Below are 16167 nucleotides of genomic sequence, written 5' to 3'. Positions count from 1 at the left end.
CGCCCCGCCGGACCACGAACCACGAGGAGACCACGATGCTGGACATCGCCGACGAGCTGACCCGCTGGGTCGAACAGGGCCGGGACTTCGCCGTCGCCACCGTCGTGGCCGTCGGCGGCAGCGCACCGCGCCGGCCCGGCGCCGCCCTCGCCGTCGACAGCCGGGGCACGGCCCTCGGCTCGGTCTCCGGGGGCTGTGTGGAGGGGGCCGTCTACGACCTGTGCGTCCAGGCGCTCAGGGACGGAGTGACGGTCCGCGAACGGTTCGGCTACAGCGCCGAGGACGCCTTCGCGGTGGGGCTGACCTGCGGCGGGGAGATCGAGGTCCTGGTCACGCCGGTGGCGGCGGCCGCGCCGGACCGGGGGGTGTGGGCGGCGGCGCTGTCGGCCGCCGCCCGGGGCACGGCGGCGGCCCTCGCCCGGGTCGCCCGGGGCCCGTCCGAACTCCTCGGCCGACCGCTGCTCGTCCACCCCGACGGGACGTACGAGGGCGGCCTCGGCGGACCACCGGAGCTGGACCGCGCGGCGGCGGAGCAGGCCCGCGCGCTGCTGGACGCCGGGCGCACCGGGAGCTGCGACCTCGCGGAGGACGGATCGCGCTGTGAGCCCGCCGTGACGCTCTTCGTCGAATCGAGTGCGCCACCGCCCCGCATGATCATCTTCGGTGCGGTCGACTTCGCCGCGGCGCTGGTGCGCGCCGGCAGGTTCCTCGGCTACCACGTCACCGTGTGCGACGCCCGCCCCGTCTTCGCCACCCGGGCCCGCTTCCCCGAGGCCGACGAGCTCGTCGTCGAGTGGCCGCACCGCTATCTCCAGCGCACCGAGACCGACGGCCGCACGGTGCTGTGCGTGCTCACCCACGAGGCCAAGTTCGATATCCCCCTGCTGGAGGTGGCCCTGCGGCTGCCGGTCGGGTTCGTCGGCGCGATGGGCTCACGCCGTACCCATGAGGACCGCAACCGCCGACTCCGCGAAGCCGGCCTCACCGCACCCGAACTGGCCCGGCTCCACTCCCCGATCGGCCTCGACCTGGGCGCCCGTACCCCCGAGGAGACCGCCCTGTCCATCGCGGCGGAGATCGTCGCGGCCCGGCGGGGCGGCACGGGCGTGCCGCTGACCGGCTCGCGGCGGCCGATTCACCATGACGCGGACCAGCGGGGATCCGGTGCGGCCGGGTCACCCGCCGCGGCCTGACGCCCACCCGGCCGCCGGACCGTAAGGGGGGCGGCTGATACGTCCGGACCCCGGCCGGGCAGGGATCCGCACATGACCGTCCTCGTCGGAACCTCCGGCTGGCAGTACAAGGACTGGCGTACGGTCCTCTACCCGCCCGACCGGCCGCAGCGGCTGTGGCTGGAGGAGTACGCGCGGCACTTCGCCACCGTCGAGAGCAATGCCGCCTTCTACCGGCTGCCCGAGGAGAAGACCTTCGCCGACTGGCGGGAGCGGACCCCCGACGGGTTCGTGATGGCCGTCAAGGCAAGTCGCTACCTCACCCACATCAAGCGGCTGCGCGATCCCGAGGAGCCGGTCGGGCGGCTGATGTCGCGGGCCGCCGCCCTCGGCCCCCGGCTCGGCCCCGTCCTGCTCCAACTGCCGCCCACCCTGCCCGCGGACGCCCGGCTGCTCGACACCTGCCTCGGCTGCTTCCCGGCCGGCACACGCGTGGCGGTCGAACCCCGGCACGACTCGTGGTGGACCGCGGAGATCCGTACGGTGCTGGAGCGGCGGGGCGCGGCGCTGTGCTGGGCCGACCGCGGCTCCCGGCCCGTGACGCCGCTCTGGCGGACCGCCGACTGGGGGTATCTGCGCTTCCACGCGGGCCGTGCGGACCCCTGGCCGCGCTACGGCCGACAGGCGCTCAGCACCTGGGTGCGGCGGCTCAGCGACACCTGGCCGGAGCGGGCCGACATCTACGCGTACTTCAACAACGACCTGTACGGCGCGGCCGTCCTGGACGCCGCGCACTTCGGCCGCGCCGTCGCGGCCGCCGGCCGCCGTGTGAGCCGTACGCCGACCGGGCGTGGCGCCGCGGGCTGACCACGGGGCCGGGATATATCTGCGCGGGTACCGCCAGGGCGAGGAAGCGAGGTGAGACACGGATGATCCGCCGACATGTGGTGGTCTCCGGGGACGTACAGGGGGTGTTCTTCCGCGACACCTGCCGGCGCACGGCGGATGAGCACGCCGTGGCCGGCTGGGTGCGCAACCGCCCGGACGGGACGGTGGAGGCCGTGTTCGAGGGGCCGCCCGAGGGGGTCCAGAAGCTGGTGGACTGGGCGCACGACGGCCCGCCCCTGGCGACCGTCGGCGCCGTGTCCGTCCAGGAGGAGGAACCGGAGGGCCTGACGGGCTTCGACGTCCGCTAGGGTTCCGGTCCCCGCTCGCTCACCGGCTCCTGAGAACCGCGCCGGCCGGTGCCCGGCCGCCACACCGCCCTCAGAGGAAGTCGATCTCCGAGGTCAGCCGTACCCCGGTGCGGCGCAGGACCTCCTGGAAGACGATGTCGATCGCCTCGGTGAAGCCGGCTGCGCTCGCGCCCTCGTCGGCGACCAGCGTGTAGTGCAGCGAGGACAGCCGGACGCCCGGCACGATCGGGCGGCGCAGCTCGAAGCCGGCCTGCCGGATGAGCCAGCTGGCACTCACCCGCACCGAGCCGTCCGGGAAGTGGTTCACCGGAGCGTTCTGCGCCCGCAGGCTCTCGGCCTGGGCGGGGGAGATCTCGGGGCTGAGGAACACACTGCCGACCGACCGGTCGTCGGTGCCACTGCAGCCCAGCACCATGCCCTTGCTCCGCCGGACGGCCAGCACCGCCTGCGCCACCTCCTCCAGGGGGACCCGGGTCCCGACCGGCACACCGAGCTCGGCGGCGACCGTACGGTAGCCGACCGGCGCGCTGAGTTCGGACCGGCGCAGCGCGAAGACCAGGGTCAGCAGCGTCCAGCGGCGGGAACGCTTGAAGACGCTGGTGCGGTGGCCCAGCCCGCACGCCGCGGCATCCATGGTGACCATGCGGCGCAACGTCCAGTCCCACGCGGTCACTTCCACCAGGGTGTCGGCGGTCTCCTGACCATAGGCACCGACGTTCTGGACCGGGGTGGCGCCGGCGGTCCCCGGAATGCCCACCAGCATCTCCATACCGGTGAGGCCCTCGGCGATGGTGGTGTCGACCAGGTCGGAGAGCAGATGACCGGCCTGCACCTCGACCCGCACCCGGCCGTCCGCCGTGTTCCCCGCCATCCGTACGCCCTTGGTGCTCATCCGCAGCACGGCGCAGTCGCATCCGGCGTCACCGACCAGCACATTGCTTCCCTCGCCCAGGCAGACCGGCTCGCCGGGCAGGGTGTCGGCCAGCGCGACGAACTCGGGGAAGTCCGCCGGATCGTGCAGCTCCATCAGGGCCGCGGCCGGTCCTCCGATGCCCAGTGTCGTCATCGGGGCAAGCGGTACCGCGTGAGTGACTCGCATAGGGTCCTGTTTCTCCTGGATGCCGTTCCGTGTCAGAGGGGGGCGCGGTTGCGCAGCGGCGGGGCTCAGCCCGCGCTCAGTACGTGCCGGCCATGGGGAGCTCGCGCGTACGTGCACTGTATGCGCAGGCCGCTGACCTGCCGAAGGAGGTCATGGTGTCCGGCCCTGGCACACCGCCGGTGGCCGGCCCGCATGCAGCAGCTCGTCCGCCCGTTGCACGATCTCGCGCGCCACCGCGCTGTCGTACCGCAGAAACCTCCGGCGCAGGCTCATGAGCCGGGTGTGGGCGCGCTGTGAGGTGACGTTCCCGGTCAGCGCCAGCGCGTCCGCGGTGGCCTCCGCCGCGCCGTCGAGCTCACAGCGCGCCAGCCGCGCCTCGGCCAGCGAGGCGCTGTGCAGCAGCAGGTTGCGCGGCTGGCTGCCCTTGAGCATGTCGATCCCGCGGGTCAGATGGGACTCCGCCCGCTGGGGGCGGCCCAGCTCCAGCCAGGCCCGTCCGGCGTCGGCCACCATGACCGCCGGCGTGAGCCAGTACGCCCAGGGCGGCTCGCAGGAGGGCCGGCCGGCCCGGCTGAGCTCGGCGGCCTCCTCCAGGGCGCGTTGACAGCCCGCTTCGTCGCCGAGGCTCGCATGGGCTCTGGCCTCGCGGGTGGCCAGCAGCGCCTGGCCGATGCCCATGTCCTCGTGCGCCGCCCCCTTGCGGGCGATGCGGCTCAGCCGCAGCGCCTCCTCCGCCCGGCCGGCCCAGCCGGCGCGGTAGCTCATGCAGGAGATGATGTACGCGGCGAGCGGCCGGTCGCCGGCGGCACGGGCGGCGCTCAGCGCGTTCAGAAAACGCGAGGTGCTCAGCGCGTCCATGCCCTGATCGGCGGTCAGCCACGCGGTGAGCTGGCCGAGCTCGGCGATGATGCGGTGCAGTTGCAGCCCGGTCTCGGCGCCGTAGGAGTACTTGGCGGCCAGCTTCTGCGCCCACTGCAGGTCCTGGAGTGCCCAGTCCAGTACGAGTCCGCTGCTGGCGCTGTCGTCGAGCTGACGCAGCTGCTGGATCCGGACGGTCAGCATGCCGACCGCGGCATCGGGGACCTCGTCGCCGCGGCTGCGCGAGGGCGGTGGCGGGTCGTCGGTCACCAGCCAGTCCACCGATGCCGTCAACGGGTCCTGATCGGAGGGCAGATGGAGGGGTGCCACCGGGGGACGATGGGTGGGGCCCTGGGGGAGCGGCGGGGTGCCGGCCGGGAAGTGCTGGGGCCACAGCGCCTCGACCGCGATCGGCTCACCGAGCTGCTCGGAGAGGATCCGGGCGACGATGTGCGGCAGCCGGCGGCGGGGACAGGAACCCTTCAGCCAGTTGTAGGGGGCCTTGCTGCTGATGGTGCCGCTGCCGCAGCGTCTGTTGATCTCACGGGCCAGCCGCTCCGGCGGCCAGGATAATCGCGCCAGACACGAGGCTAAGAAGGAGGTATCGGTCATCGGCGGACACCTTCGGCCGCGGCCGCCCTCGGCGCCGGTGCACTGGTCGCCGGAGCGGGGACGGCCGCTTCCGGCGACTGCCCGGCCGGTCCCCGGGTGAGGCCGGACCTGAGCCGGATCGGACCGACGGTGTGCATAGCTGCTTTCCACGCTCCCCTGCCAGAACTACCGGTGCGTACAAGGCATGCCCCCGGGCGGGACACGGAATCTGTGACGACAGCCACAGCTCTTGCCTGGGCGATGCAGCTGCACTACCTGCGCAGGAAGTGCGGCTCCGCGCCTCAGACGCGGGCCGGCTGCCGGGTCGGCGGGGCGTCGTCCGGCACCGAGGACGGGTGCAGCGCCCACCAGTAGAGGGCGACGCCGACGGCCAGGACGGCGACCGCGAACAGGAAGGGCGCGGCGAACGATCCGGTCACGTGCGCCAGCCGGCCGGTGAGCAGCACACCGCCGGCGGTGGCCGCCGTATTGAGGAAGTTCATCAGCCCGCTGACCGCCCCCACCGTCCCCGGCGGGGCGAGCAGGCCGGGCAGGCTCCAGGCCACGGGCGCGGCGATCGCCAGCCCCGCGAGGGAGGCCGACATCCAGCAGACCGCGACCGCCGGCGAGGCCGCGCTCCCCGCGGCGCCGATCGCCGCGCCGAGCGCCAGCCCGCAGGTCAGTACGGCCTTGCGCACCCGCCACGGATGACGGCCCCGGCGCACCAGCCGGTCCACCAGCCAGCCCCCGAAGGCGAGTTCGGCCACTGTCGCCACCGCCCACGGAATCATCGAGTACAGGCCGGACTGCAGCAGCCGCACATGGAACTGCCGCTGGAGGAACTCCGGCATCCAGGTCAGCACGATGTTGATGGTGTAGCCGTAACAGGCGAAGCCGCAGGACAGGATCCAGATCCTGCGGGAGCGCAGGGCCACGAGGAACTGCCGGGCGCCGCCCCGGTCGGCGTCCCGTGCCCCGCCCGCAAGGATGAAGTCCCGCTCTGCCGGACGCAGTGAGCGCAGCGCGGACGGGTCCCGGTAGCCCCACCACCACACGGCGGTGAACAGCACACTGACCGCGGCGCTGAACAGGAACCCGGCCCGCCAGCCCCACTCGCTCATCACGAACGCCAGCACCGGGAAAGCGATCATGTTGGCGAGCTTGGTGGCTCCGTCGAACAGCGCGGTCGCCATGCCGCGCTCACCGACGGGGAACCAGGCAGCGGTCGCCTTGGAGGCGCCGACCATCGACGGCCCCTCGGCCACCCCGAGCAGCAGCCGGGCCACGATGAGCGGGCCGACCCCACTGGCCACGGCGGTCAGCAGGCCGGCAACGGCCCATAACGCGGACGCGATCCGGGTGAGCCGGGAGACGCCCAGGAGGTCGACCAGCATCCCGGCGGGCAACTGGACCAGGCAGTACGACCAGGTGAAGGCCGACAGCACCACCCCGAGTTGCTGGAGGTCCAGCCCGAAGTCCTCGGCGATCGAGGAGCTCGCCACCGATATCGCCGTGCGGTCGAGGAAGTTGACGACGATACCGCCGGCCAGCAATCCGCCGATCGCCCAACGGGTGCGTCCACGGGGTTCCACGAGCGTGCGTCCGCCTTTCCTGGTGCGGCCGTCGCCGGTTACCGGGACGGCCCTCGGATGTCCGGGCCGGAGGTCCCGCCGGGCACAGCGGTCCGCTGACGAACGGACCGGACGGCCCGAACCGACCGGCGGGACGCCCGGATTCCGGGCGGACGCTACTCCTGTGGCGCGGCCGGCAGCCGCGGGGTGTCGAGAATTGGCGGTGTCCGGTCAGGAGGCTGCCGGCCGCATCGCCCCGCCGGGATGGCCGGCACCGCGCGCCCCACGCGTCGAACAATGGCCGAAATTCGGGGCAGGGCCCTGGCACGGTGCGCACCGCCCCAGGGCCAACGCCCCTGCGGGCCTCCCCTGGGAGGTGACTAGGAGACGACGTCCCGCACGGGCTTGCCCGCCAGATGGTCGAGGACGTTCTGTACGGCGGCCAGGGCGATGCGGACGAGCGTCTCGCGGGTGACGCCCGCGACATGCGGGGAGAGGACCACGTTCGGGGCCTTGAGCAGGCGCAGGGCCGCCGTGGGCGGTTCGGGATCGAAGACATCGAGGCCGGCGCCGGCGAGGGTGCCGGCCTCCAGCGCGTCCGCGAGGGCGTCCTGGTCGATGAGGGCGCCGCGGGCGGTGTTGATGACGAACGCGGTCGGCTTGAGGAGGGCGAGGCGCTCCGCGTCGAGAAGGTGGCGGGTCCGCTCGGTGAGCGGGGCGTGCAGGCTGATGTAGTCGGCGGTGCGCAGCAGTTCGTCGACGCTCAGATGACGGGCGCCGCCGAGCCGGGCCGCGGCCTCGGGTGCGAGCGGACTCGGCCCGGCATAGACGATGCTCATGTCGAACGCGACCGCGCGCCGGGCCACTTCCGTACCGATCTGGCCGAGCCCGATGATGCCGAGGGTCTTGCCGGACAGTTCGGTGAGGGACTGCTGGAGGCGGGGCAGTGCCCAGTCGGCCTCGACCAGGGCGGTGTGCGCGGGGACCAGTTGCTTGGCGAGGGCGAGCATCAGGGCGAAGGTCTGCTCGGCCACGTTCTGCTTCTCGGCGCTGCTGGAGCCGATGGTGCAGACCGGGACGGAACGCGCACGGGCCGCGTCCAGATCGACGTAGTCGAAGCCGTGGCTGGCGCACTGGACGAGCTCCAGATCGGGCGCGGCGGCGAGGTGTGCGGCGGTGACCGGGCTCAGACCGGTGATCAGGACGTTCGCCGCGCGCAGGGCCGCGGGGTCCTCGTCGGCCGTCTCGACGACGGTGACCCGGGCCTGACCGGGGAAGAGACCGGTCAGCGCGGCGCCGGCGGTACGGCCGCCGACGTGCGGGGAGATGACGGCGAGGACATTCTTCACCGGCCGCGTCCCGGGGTCCGCGGCCGGATCTGTCGTGGGGGTCATGCGGACTCCTCGATGAGGTCGTCGGCGGTCAGGGTGGTGGGGCGGGAGTGCCCGGACAGGGCGAGGGTCAGATCGAACTCGGCGAGCAGACAGCGGATGACGTGCTCCACGCCCGCCTGGCCGTCGAGGCCGAGACCGTAGGCGTAAGGGCGCCCCACCAGCACCGACTTCGCGCCCAGGGCCAGCGCCTTCAGGATGTCGTCGCCGGTGCGGATCCCGCTGTCGAAGAGGACGGTCAGCCGGTCCCCGGCCGCCTGCGCGACCCGGGGCAGTGCGTCGGCGGCGGCGACCGAGCCCGCCACCTGGCGGCCGCCGTGGTTGGAGACCACCACCCCGTCCATACCGGCCTCGGCGGCCAGCAGCGCGTCCTGCGGGTGCAGGATGCCCTTGAGCACGATCGGGCCGTCCCAGTTCTCGCGCAGGAAGGCCAGATCCGGCCAGGTTTTGGCGGGATCGGCGAACATCCCCACGAAGTGCATCACGGCCGCGTCGGGGTCCTCGTGCACCGGCTTGGCGAGCCCGGCGGTGAACGCCGGGTCGGTGAAGTAGTTGGCGGTGCCCACGCCGCGCAGGAACGGGAGGTACGCCTGATCGAGATCGCGTGGCCGCCAGGCGAGGAGCGGGGTGTCGAGGGTGACGAACAGCGCGGTGAAGCCCGCCGCCTTCGCCCGGTGCAGAAAGCTCCGGGTCACCTCGCGGTCCTTCGCCCAGTACAGCTGGAACCACCGCTCCCCGTCCCCCATCGCCTCGGCGACCTGCTCCATGGGGGTGCTGGAGGCGGAGGACAGGATGTACGGCACGCCCTGCGCGGCGGCGGCCCGGGCGGCGGCGGGCTCGGCGTCCGGATGCATCAGCGACAGCACGCCCACCGGAGCCAGCGCGAGCGGCGCGGGCAGCGAGTGGCCCAAGACCTCCACGGACAGGTCGCGTTCGGCCACGTCCCGGAGCATCCGCGGGACGATCCGCCGGCGGTCCAGTGCGGCCCGGTTGGCGTCGGCGGTGCTGCCGGTACCCGCGCTGCCGGCCACATAGCCGACGGGGCCGGGGCCGAGCCGCTGCTCGGTGAGCTCCTCCAGCCGCGACAGATCGGTCGGCAGCCGTGGGACGGCGCCCGTCATCCCGCGGAGATAGATCTCGTACTGGAAGTCCGCCCAGTGCTTCGCCATCCGTACGTCCCGCCTCTCGTTCGCTGAAACCGCATGCTCACCGAGATCCTGGCGACAGTGACAAGGCCCGTCCACCACCGTGCGCACAACGCGCGGCTGACATCATCACCCTGTGATGAAGGAACGGGAGCGCATCCGGCAGCAGCTGACCGCCTCCCCGCGCGTGGCCGCCTCGATCGTCACCGCGGTGCGCGCGCAGGTACCGGCCTACGCCGCCCTCGACGACAGCCGGCTCCACGAGGTGCGGGCCATCGCCGCCTGGGCGCTGGAGCGGATGCTCCAGCTGTGGGCCACCGACGGCGCCCTCACCCCGGCCGATCTGCGGCGGTTCCGTGGGATCGCGGCGGCGCGGGCCGCCGACGGCCGCCCGGTGCAGGCGGTCCTGCGGGCCTACCGGGTCGCGGCGACGGTCCTCACGGACGAGGTCGCGGCCTGCACGCCGGCGCCGGCCGTACCGGACGCCTTCGCGCTCGTCCGCATGGCCCTGACCACCCTGGACACCCTCGCCGAGGAGATGGCCACGGCGTACACCGCCACCAGCGACGACCTCGCCGCGGACCGCGACCGGGCGCTGCGGCTGCTCCTCGACGATCTGCTCGCCGGCCGGCATGCCTCGGCCGGTGCCCTGACCGCGCGGGCGGCCCGGCTGGGCAGTCAACTCCCGGACCCGTACTGCCTGTTGGTGGCGGAGCCGGTCGAGGCGGACGGTCCGGTGGTGACCCAGGAGGCGGCTCTCGGGCTGCTGGCCGCGCTCGACGGACACGGCCACGACGCCACCTCGCTGGCGACGGTCCGCGGCTCCCGCCTCGTCCTGCTGCTGCCGGCGGCGGCCGGCGGGGCCGCGCCGGAGGCGCTGCGGGAGCGGGGCCTGCGCGGCTGTGCGATCTCGGGGGAGAGCCAGGACCGGATCGCCGCCGCCTACCGGCTCGCGGCCGATGCCCTGGACACCGCGCCCGCGCACGCCCACCACCCCGCGCGGGTCCTGACGGACGGGGACGCCCAGGTGCTGGCACTGCTCGGCGGCCGCCCCGCCGCCGCCCCGGAGCAGATCAGCCGGCTGATCCTCGGCCCGCTCGTCCAGCCGGGCCGCGGCCACCTCAGGGAAGCGCTGACCAGCTACCTCGATGCGGGCTCCGCGAACGCCGCCGCCCGCAGCCTCGGCCTGCACCCCCAGTCGCTGCGCTACCGGCTGCGCCGCATAGCCGAGCTCACCCTGCGCGACCCACGGGATCCCTGGCAGCGGCTCACTCTGGACATCGCCCGCACGATCGGCCCCTGAGACGCTCGGCGGTCAGCGGGGGTCTTCGCGGAACCCGCCCTACGGCCCGTCCTGGCCGTCCTTACTGGCCGCCCTTATTGGCCTTGAGCTTCTTCCACACCGTGCTCAGCGCTTCGAGGTCCTCCTCGTCGAGGAGGTCGGTGAACACCGGTGCCAGGCAGCTGCGGCGGGTGGCATCGGCCTCCTGGAAGAGCTGATGGCCCTCCGGCGTGAGCGACACCTCGACGGAGCGTGCGTCACGCGCCGAGGGGGTGCGGACGACCAGCCCACGGCTCTGCAGGGCATCGACCACGCGGGAGACCTGGCTGCGGCTGAGCATGGTGCTGTTGCCGAGCACGGAGGCCGGGACCGGGTCCGGGCTGGAGGCGAGCCAGAGCATCACCTCGAACCAGGAGACCGGCAGGTCATGGGCCTTGCTCAGGGCGCGGTCCACGCGTTCGGTCAACACGGTCCCGGCCCAGACCAGCCCGTAGAAGGCGTGATCGGCCGCCGGCATCTCGGTCTGGGTGAGCTTCCTCTTCGCCATGCGGGCAAGACTACCGTTTGCGTGTACGCACACATAATGTCTATGGTGTGTGTACACGCACTTAATTTGCTCCTCGCAGCAGACCGAAAGGCCCCACCACCATGACTTCCACCTCGTCCACCTCGTCTTCCACCGCTCCCAAGGTTGCTCTGATCACCGGTACGTCCTCCGGTATCGGCCTGGCCGCGGCGATCGCCGCCGCGCGGGCCGGCTGGCAGGTCGTGGCGACGCTGCGGGACACCGGCCGCGCGGGGGCGCTGCGCGCGGCCGCCGCCGAGGCGGGGGTGGAGCTCGATGTCCGGCAGCTCGACGTCACCGACGAGGCCTCCGTCGCCGCCGCGGTCAGCGGGGTGATCGCCGACCATGGCCGGCTGGACGCGGTGATCAACAACGCCGGTGCCGGGCACCTCGGCACCCTGGAGAACGAGTCGGTGGCCGATGTCCGCGCGGTCATGGAGGTCAACTTCTTCGGCGTGCTGCATGTGTCGAAGGCGGCGCTGCCGCATCTGCGCGCGGCCGGCGGCCGTCTGATCACCGTCACCAGCGTCGGCGGAGTCGTCGGTCAGCCCTTCAACGAGGCATACTGCGCGGCCAAGTTCGCCGTCGAGGGCTACATGGAGAGCCTGGCGCCGGTCGCGGCCACCCTCGGGGTGTCCGTGTCCGTCGTCGAACCGGGCGCCGTGGCCACCGAGTTCGTCAACAACATCGGGGTCGATCTGCAGGCCGAGGTCGACGCCGCGGGCCCGTACGCGAAGCCGCTGCAGGCCTACCTGGACCGCACCACCGCGCAGTTCCTCAACGGCGCACAGTCCCCGGCCGAGGCTGCCGAGGCCGTGCTGGAGGCCCTCACCGCGGACCGGCCCGCGTTCCGGATCCACACGTCGGACTGGGCGCGCGGCTTCACCGGCACCAAGCTCGCCGACCTGGACGGCTCGGCGGTGCTCGGCCTCACGGCCCAGTGGGTGAGCTGACCGCTTTCGCGGACCCCTGTTTGTCACCTGCGTTCTGCACCCGGAATCCGCGCGGCTTTCCGGTCCGGTCAATCCGGGAGGCTTTCCGGCCCGGCCGATCGGCGCGGAATCAAGCTAAAGAGATTCCCAGGGATTCCCCATAATCCCCACCGTATTTGGTTGCGGAGCGGGAAAATTCGCCGCGGTCGTCGCCGGTGCGCCGCGGACTGCCACTTCGGTGCGCGGTCCGCGCCCGCACCGGCGCCGCGCTGCCCCGGGAAAGCTGCGCCCAGCACCCATTTCCCTTCTCTTCCCCTCGCTTCTCTTAGTCCGGCAAGCAGGGCGCGGGCCGAATCCGCGCCCGCGGCGGACGTCGCCGCGCGACAGCCGCTGCACAACCAACCTCCGCCAGCCCCTGATTGACCTGTGCAGGAGCGCCCGGGAGCCGCCCGACCTGCCGTGTCGCCGCTGCCGTGACCCGGATCGCATGACACAGCCGTAACCGGAATTTCCGGAGCGATACGGAACGAACTGAACGTTTCGGGACTGTCCGGAACGCCCGCCGAGTGACGCCTCTTCAGAGAGCGACATCACAACTCGCTTTCATATCATTGTTGGTTCGATTCTTGACGAAAGCGCCGTGGGTGACGTTCACTTCAGCAGTTCTGGGCCGGTCAGGAGGCCCCTTTGGAGGTACCGGGAATGAATGTAATAATGCGGCGCGCCCTCACCGGCGCGATGGCGCTTTCGCTCGCAGCGCCCTTGGCGGCCTGCGGAAGTGATCATCAGGATGCCGGTGCGGGCAAAGACACCATCGGTCTGCTGCTCCCGGAAAACAAAGCGGCCCGCTACGAGAAGTTCGACCGCCGTATCATTTCGGCACGCATTGGGTCCCTCTGCCTCGAATGCAAAGTCGACTACCACAATGCCGAGCAGCAGGTCGATGCCCAGAAGAGACAGTTCGAAGCCCTGGTGACGAAGGGCGTCAAGGTCATCATCCTGGACCCGGTCGACGCCGAGGCGGCCAAGAGCTGGGTGGACTCGGCCGCGAAGAAGGGCGTCAAGGTCATCGCGTACGACCGGCTCGCCGAGGGCGATGTCGCGGCCTATGTCTCCTACGACAACGAGAAGATCGGCCGGCTCCAGGGGCAGGGAATTCTCGCCGCCCTCGGCTCGCAGGCGGCCGCCTCCGACGTCGTCATGATGAACGGTTCGCCGACCGACCCGAATGCGCCGTCCTACAAGAAGGGCGCCCATCAGGTCCTCGACGGCAAGGTCCACAAGATTGTTTACGAGAAGAGCATCCCCGACTGGTCCGCGGCGAAGGCCAAGAAGGAGATGAGCGACCTCATCGACGCTCGTGGAGCGGCGGGATTTGACGCGGTCTACTCGGCCAACGACGGCATGGCGGGCGGCATCGCCGCGGCGCTTGAGTCCGCCGGCATCAAGAATGTGGTGCTCGGCGGTCAGGACGCCGAACTCCCCGCGCTGCAGCGGCTGGTCGCCGGCACTCAGTCCTTCACCATTTACAAGGAAGTCCGGCCGGAGGCCGAAACCGCCGCCGAAATCGCCTTCCGCCTCCTGCGCGGGAAGAGCATCACGTCCCTCACCTCGACCACCGCCCAGAGCAAGAGCAAGTCCGGTATCCCCGCTCAGCTCTTCAAGGCGCAGATCGTCACCAGGAAGAACATGAAGGACACCGTCGTCCGCGACGGCGTCGTGCGCACCGACCTGCTCTGCGCCGACGGCCTCAGCGCGCAGTGCAAGTCCCTCGGCCTGAACTGAGCGCACACCGGCACCCTTCGGTAAGTGCCGGATTTCTCAGGCGATGACCGCCCCGTCGACAGCCGATGCCCGGCAAGCCCGGCATCCGGCCGCCGACGGGGCGAAGCTGTGTGCGGTGCGAAGCCGTCTGTGGGGCCCGTCCCCGTACGCGGCGGCCGGCGCAGCGGGCCCATCCGCCCCCTCAGCGCGACCTGGCGGCGCCGCCCACCGCCTCGACCAACGGCAGCATCCGGTGCGGCACCCGCTCGCGCAGTGCCACCTCCGTACGGGTGCGGACCACGCCCGGCATGCTGATCAGCTGCTGGATCACATCCTCCAGATGTGCCGCGTCCCGGGCCACCACCCGGGTCAGCAGGTCCCCGCCGCCGGTCGTCGAGAACGCCTCGATGATCTGCGGCACCTCCGCCAGTGCGTCGGCCACCTCCTCCAGATGCCCCTGGGTGACCTCGATGTGGACGAAGGCCAGAACGGGGTGGTCGAGCGCGGCCGGGGACAGCCGGGGGCTGTACGCGGTGATCACACCGTCCCGTTCGAGACGGTCCAGGCGCGCCTGCACCGTTCCCCGGGCGACCCCGAGGAGGCGCGCGTACTCCCGCACGCTGGTGCGCGGCTGCTCCAGCAGCAGCCGAAGGATCTTGGCGTCCAGCGCATCCACGGCCATGGCCCCAGGGCTCCTCACGGTCGGCGAAATCTGCTGATGACGCTACCAATGGCTCAGAGATGTGGGTGATGGCCGGGCCAGTGGTCCTGCTTCCGTCCGTCCCGGCCGCCTGGTGCGGATCCGCGGGGAGAGGCCGCCGATGGCCGCACTCCCGCCCAATGGCCCCCTTCTGGCCCGGCGGAAGCGGCGCACGCTATACCAATGGCACAGCGATTCCAGCCCCTGTTGAGCAAGGTGTCGTGGTGATGCTCTGATGTCCCCGTCGATGGCGCTGCGGACTCCGCGGCGCCTTTTTCATGCCGAACCGTCGAAGGGGCAAAAGCCGTGCTGAAGAGGGTGTTCGTGGCTCCGGATCCGGGGCGGCTGCGGCTGCGCGGCGCCGTGCGGGCCGTCCTCGGCATCGGCCTGGCGGTCACCGTGTGCGGTCTCGCCGGTCACTCGCTCGTCGGCGCCGTCACCGGCGGGCTGGCGGCACTGCTCGCCCTCTTCACGGTCACCGACGCGACGGTCCGCGGCCAGCTGGTCACCACGGCACTGCTGCCCGCCGTCGGCTTCCCGGTGCTCGCCGCCGCGGCGGTGCTGCACGACCACCCGGTGACCCGCGACACGGTCTTCCTCGCCGTGGTCGGTGCCGGGGTCTACGCCCGCAGGTGGGGGCCGCGGGGGCACGCCCTGGGCGTCTTCGCGTTCATGACGTTCTTCGCGGCGCAGTTCCTGCACACCGAGCCGGGCCGGCTGCCCGAGCTGTACGCCGCGGTCACCCTCGCCCTGCTCGTCTCCTCCACCGTCCGTTTCGGCCTCTGGTGCTACGAGCGCCGGCTGTCCCCGGCTGCCGTACCCGCCCCGCCGGGGGGCCGTGGGCTCGCCCGGACGACCACCCGCCAGGCGATCCAGGCGACCGCCGGCGCCACCTTCGCCCTCGTGGCCGGCCAGCTGCTCTCCGACCAGCGCTGGTACTGGGCCGTCGGCGCCACATGGTGGATCTTCGTCAACACCGCCTCGCGCGGCGAAACCCTGGTCCGGGGCTTCCGCCGGGCCCTGGGCACGGTGCTCGGCATCGCCCTCGGACTGCTCGTCGCCGTCCCGCTGCACGGCGCCGTCGTCCCCACGGTGGCCCTGCTCGCGGTCAGCGTCTTCGGGATCTTCTACACGGCGGCGGTGTCCTACACCTGGATGATGCTCGCGGTGACGCTGCTGGCCGGGCTGCTGTACGGGCTCCTGGGGGTGCTGGATCCCGCGCTGCTCGCGCTGCGCCTCGCGGAGACCGGTGTCGGGGCGCTCGGCGCCGCGCTCGCCGTGCTCTGCGTGCTACCCGTCACCACCCACGCGACCACCGATGCCTGGATCCAGCGCGCCCTGCGCTGTGTGCACCTCTGCACCGCCGAGGCCGCCGCCCGCCTCGCGGGCTCCCGGACCGCCGACCCCACCCCGCACGTCGCCGCACTGGAGCCCCTGCTGAGCAGGGTGCGGCTCTCCCTCGCCCCGCTCGTGCACCCCCTGAGCCCGCTGCGTGCCCGCAAGGCGCGGGCCCGCCAGGTGCTCGCCCTGCTCGACGACTGCGCCCGTGAGGTGCGCGGGCTGGCTGCGGTCGCCGCCGACCCGGAGGCCTCCCACGACGCGCGGCTCACTGCGGCCTGCCGGCGGGTGGAGGCCGCCGTCGAGGCACTCACCACCCCACAGCTGCCGGGCGACGCGGCCGCCGCCACGGTGTCCGTGGCGCACCCTCCCGAGGCGGAACCCGCGCTGATGCATCTGCACGGCCTGGAGCGGGCGCTGGCCGAACTCTCCACACCCCTGCGCAGCTCCCCGCGCTCCCCGTTGGTCGACGCCTGATCCACGGCCACGGTCCCGCTCATACGGCGGCGCGCGCCCGTGGGCGGAACCGGTCATCGCCCCGGCCGCGCCGTCCGTGCCTGTTA

14 protein-coding genes are annotated in these 16167 nt (G+C 72.4%); 7 read left to right on the top strand and 7 right to left on the bottom strand.

Annotation, left to right across the window (positions count from 1 at the left end):
- Window positions 1-35: 35 nt before the first annotated feature.
- From EST54_RS16710 to EST54_RS16700, 3 genes are all read left to right on the top strand, one after another.
- Window positions 36-1193 carry an XdhC family protein gene (locus EST54_RS16710; protein WP_129248431.1) on the top strand — a complete coding sequence of 386 codons (1158 nt, stop codon included), beginning with the start codon at window positions 36-38 and terminating at the stop codon, window positions 1191-1193.
- A gap of 72 nt (window positions 1194-1265) precedes the next feature.
- Window positions 1266-2039 (top strand): DUF72 domain-containing protein, encoded by a 774-nt coding sequence (locus EST54_RS16705; protein ID WP_129248430.1) that lies wholly within the window; start codon window positions 1266-1268, stop codon window positions 2037-2039.
- A 62-nt stretch (window positions 2040-2101) separates the two neighbouring features.
- Entirely contained in the window at window positions 2102-2368 is a 267-nt protein-coding gene (locus EST54_RS16700) for an acylphosphatase (RefSeq protein WP_174857448.1), read from the top strand.
- Between the two features lie 70 nt (window positions 2369-2438).
- Here the strand turns inward: EST54_RS16700 and EST54_RS16695 are convergent, their stop codons facing one another.
- From EST54_RS16695 to EST54_RS16675, 5 genes are all read right to left on the bottom strand, one after another.
- Window positions 2439-3584 (bottom strand): UDP-N-acetylmuramate dehydrogenase, encoded by a 1146-nt coding sequence (locus EST54_RS16695; RefSeq protein ID WP_275543271.1) that lies wholly within the window; start codon window positions 3582-3584, stop codon window positions 2439-2441.
- 33 nt (window positions 3585-3617) lie between these two features.
- Window positions 3618-4937 carry a hypothetical protein gene (locus tag EST54_RS16690; RefSeq protein WP_129248428.1) on the bottom strand — a complete coding sequence of 440 codons (1320 nt, stop codon included), beginning with the start codon at window positions 4935-4937 and terminating at the stop codon, window positions 3618-3620.
- A gap of 281 nt (window positions 4938-5218) precedes the next feature.
- Window positions 5219-6508 carry an MFS transporter gene (locus EST54_RS16685; RefSeq protein ID WP_244942540.1) on the bottom strand — a complete coding sequence of 430 codons (1290 nt, stop codon included), beginning with the start codon at window positions 6506-6508 and terminating at the stop codon, window positions 5219-5221.
- Between the two features lie 359 nt (window positions 6509-6867).
- Window positions 6868-7881, bottom strand: a complete 1014-nt coding sequence (locus tag EST54_RS16680; protein WP_129248427.1) for a 2-hydroxyacid dehydrogenase — start codon at window positions 7879-7881, stop codon at window positions 6868-6870.
- Window positions 7878-9047 carry a lactate 2-monooxygenase gene (locus tag EST54_RS16675; RefSeq protein WP_129248426.1) on the bottom strand — a complete coding sequence of 390 codons (1170 nt, stop codon included), beginning with the start codon at window positions 9045-9047 and terminating at the stop codon, window positions 7878-7880. Before EST54_RS16675 ends, EST54_RS16680 begins: the two co-directional genes overlap by 4 nt.
- A 115-nt stretch (window positions 9048-9162) precedes the next feature.
- On the opposite strand from EST54_RS16675, the gene EST54_RS16670 reads away from it, so the two are divergent.
- The gene (locus tag EST54_RS16670; protein WP_239012793.1) at window positions 9163-10326 is read left to right on the top strand and encodes a helix-turn-helix domain-containing protein; all 1164 of its coding nucleotides are present in this window, start codon (window positions 9163-9165) and stop codon (window positions 10324-10326) included.
- Window positions 10327-10387: 61 nt separating this feature from the next.
- On the opposite strand, the gene EST54_RS16665 is transcribed toward EST54_RS16670, so the two are convergent.
- Window positions 10388-10852, bottom strand: coding sequence for a MarR family winged helix-turn-helix transcriptional regulator (locus tag EST54_RS16665; protein ID WP_129248424.1), 465 nt, complete (start codon window positions 10850-10852; stop codon window positions 10388-10390).
- A gap of 101 nt (window positions 10853-10953) precedes the next feature.
- Here EST54_RS16665 and EST54_RS16660 point away from each other — a divergent pair, with 101 nt between their 5' ends.
- On the top strand, window positions 10954-11823 hold the full coding sequence (locus EST54_RS16660; RefSeq protein ID WP_129248423.1) for an SDR family NAD(P)-dependent oxidoreductase: 870 nt from the start codon (window positions 10954-10956) through the stop codon (window positions 11821-11823).
- 681 nt (window positions 11824-12504) lie between these two features.
- Window positions 12505-13587 carry a sugar ABC transporter substrate-binding protein gene (locus tag EST54_RS16655; protein WP_129248422.1) on the top strand — a complete coding sequence of 361 codons (1083 nt, stop codon included), beginning with the start codon at window positions 12505-12507 and terminating at the stop codon, window positions 13585-13587.
- Window positions 13588-13768: 181 nt separating this feature from the next.
- Here EST54_RS16655 and EST54_RS16650 read toward each other — a convergent pair whose 3' ends face one another.
- Window positions 13769-14248: an Lrp/AsnC family transcriptional regulator gene (locus EST54_RS16650; RefSeq protein ID WP_093487089.1), complete on the bottom strand. Its 480-nt coding sequence runs from the start codon at window positions 14246-14248 to the stop codon at window positions 13769-13771.
- A 324-nt stretch (window positions 14249-14572) separates the two neighbouring features.
- On the opposite strand from EST54_RS16650, the gene EST54_RS16645 reads away from it, so the two are divergent.
- Window positions 14573-16081: an FUSC family protein gene (locus EST54_RS16645; RefSeq protein WP_129248421.1), complete on the top strand. Its 1509-nt coding sequence runs from the start codon at window positions 14573-14575 to the stop codon at window positions 16079-16081.
- The last annotated feature ends 86 nt before the right edge of the window (window positions 16082-16167 follow it).

Source organism: Streptomyces sioyaensis (assembly GCF_004122735.1).
In the GTDB taxonomy this organism is placed as follows: domain Bacteria; phylum Actinomycetota; class Actinomycetes; order Streptomycetales; family Streptomycetaceae; genus Streptomyces; species Streptomyces sioyaensis.
The sequence above is the reverse complement of the archived record's forward strand: the minus strand, read 5'-3'. Positions and strand labels throughout refer to the sequence as shown.

Bases quoted from the DNA above. Each gene is read 5' to 3' on its own strand.
- EST54_RS16675 (WP_129248426.1), bottom strand. From the start codon at position 9,047: ATGGCGAAGCACTGGGCGGACTTCCAGTACGAGATCTATCTCCGCGGG.
- EST54_RS16655 (WP_129248422.1), top strand. From the start codon at position 12,505: ATGAATGTAATAATGCGGCGCGCCCTCACCGGCGCGATGGCGCTTTCG.
- EST54_RS16660 (WP_129248423.1), top strand. From the start codon at position 10,954: ATGACTTCCACCTCGTCCACCTCGTCTTCCACCGCTCCCAAGGTTGCT.
- EST54_RS16680 (WP_129248427.1), bottom strand. From the start codon at position 7,881: ATGACCCCCACGACAGATCCGGCCGCGGACCCCGGGACGCGGCCGGTG.
- EST54_RS16710 (WP_129248431.1), top strand. From the start codon at position 36: ATGCTGGACATCGCCGACGAGCTGACCCGCTGGGTCGAACAGGGCCGG.
- EST54_RS16665 (WP_129248424.1), bottom strand. From the start codon at position 10,852: ATGGCGAAGAGGAAGCTCACCCAGACCGAGATGCCGGCGGCCGATCAC.
- EST54_RS16670 (WP_239012793.1), top strand. From the start codon at position 9,163: ATGAAGGAACGGGAGCGCATCCGGCAGCAGCTGACCGCCTCCCCGCGC.
- EST54_RS16700 (WP_174857448.1), top strand. From the start codon at position 2,102: ATGATCCGCCGACATGTGGTGGTCTCCGGGGACGTACAGGGGGTGTTC.
- EST54_RS16705 (WP_129248430.1), top strand. From the start codon at position 1,266: ATGACCGTCCTCGTCGGAACCTCCGGCTGGCAGTACAAGGACTGGCGT.
- EST54_RS16690 (WP_129248428.1), bottom strand. From the start codon at position 4,937: ATGACCGATACCTCCTTCTTAGCCTCGTGTCTGGCGCGATTATCCTGG.
- EST54_RS16650 (WP_093487089.1), bottom strand. From the start codon at position 14,248: ATGGCCGTGGATGCGCTGGACGCCAAGATCCTTCGGCTGCTGCTGGAG.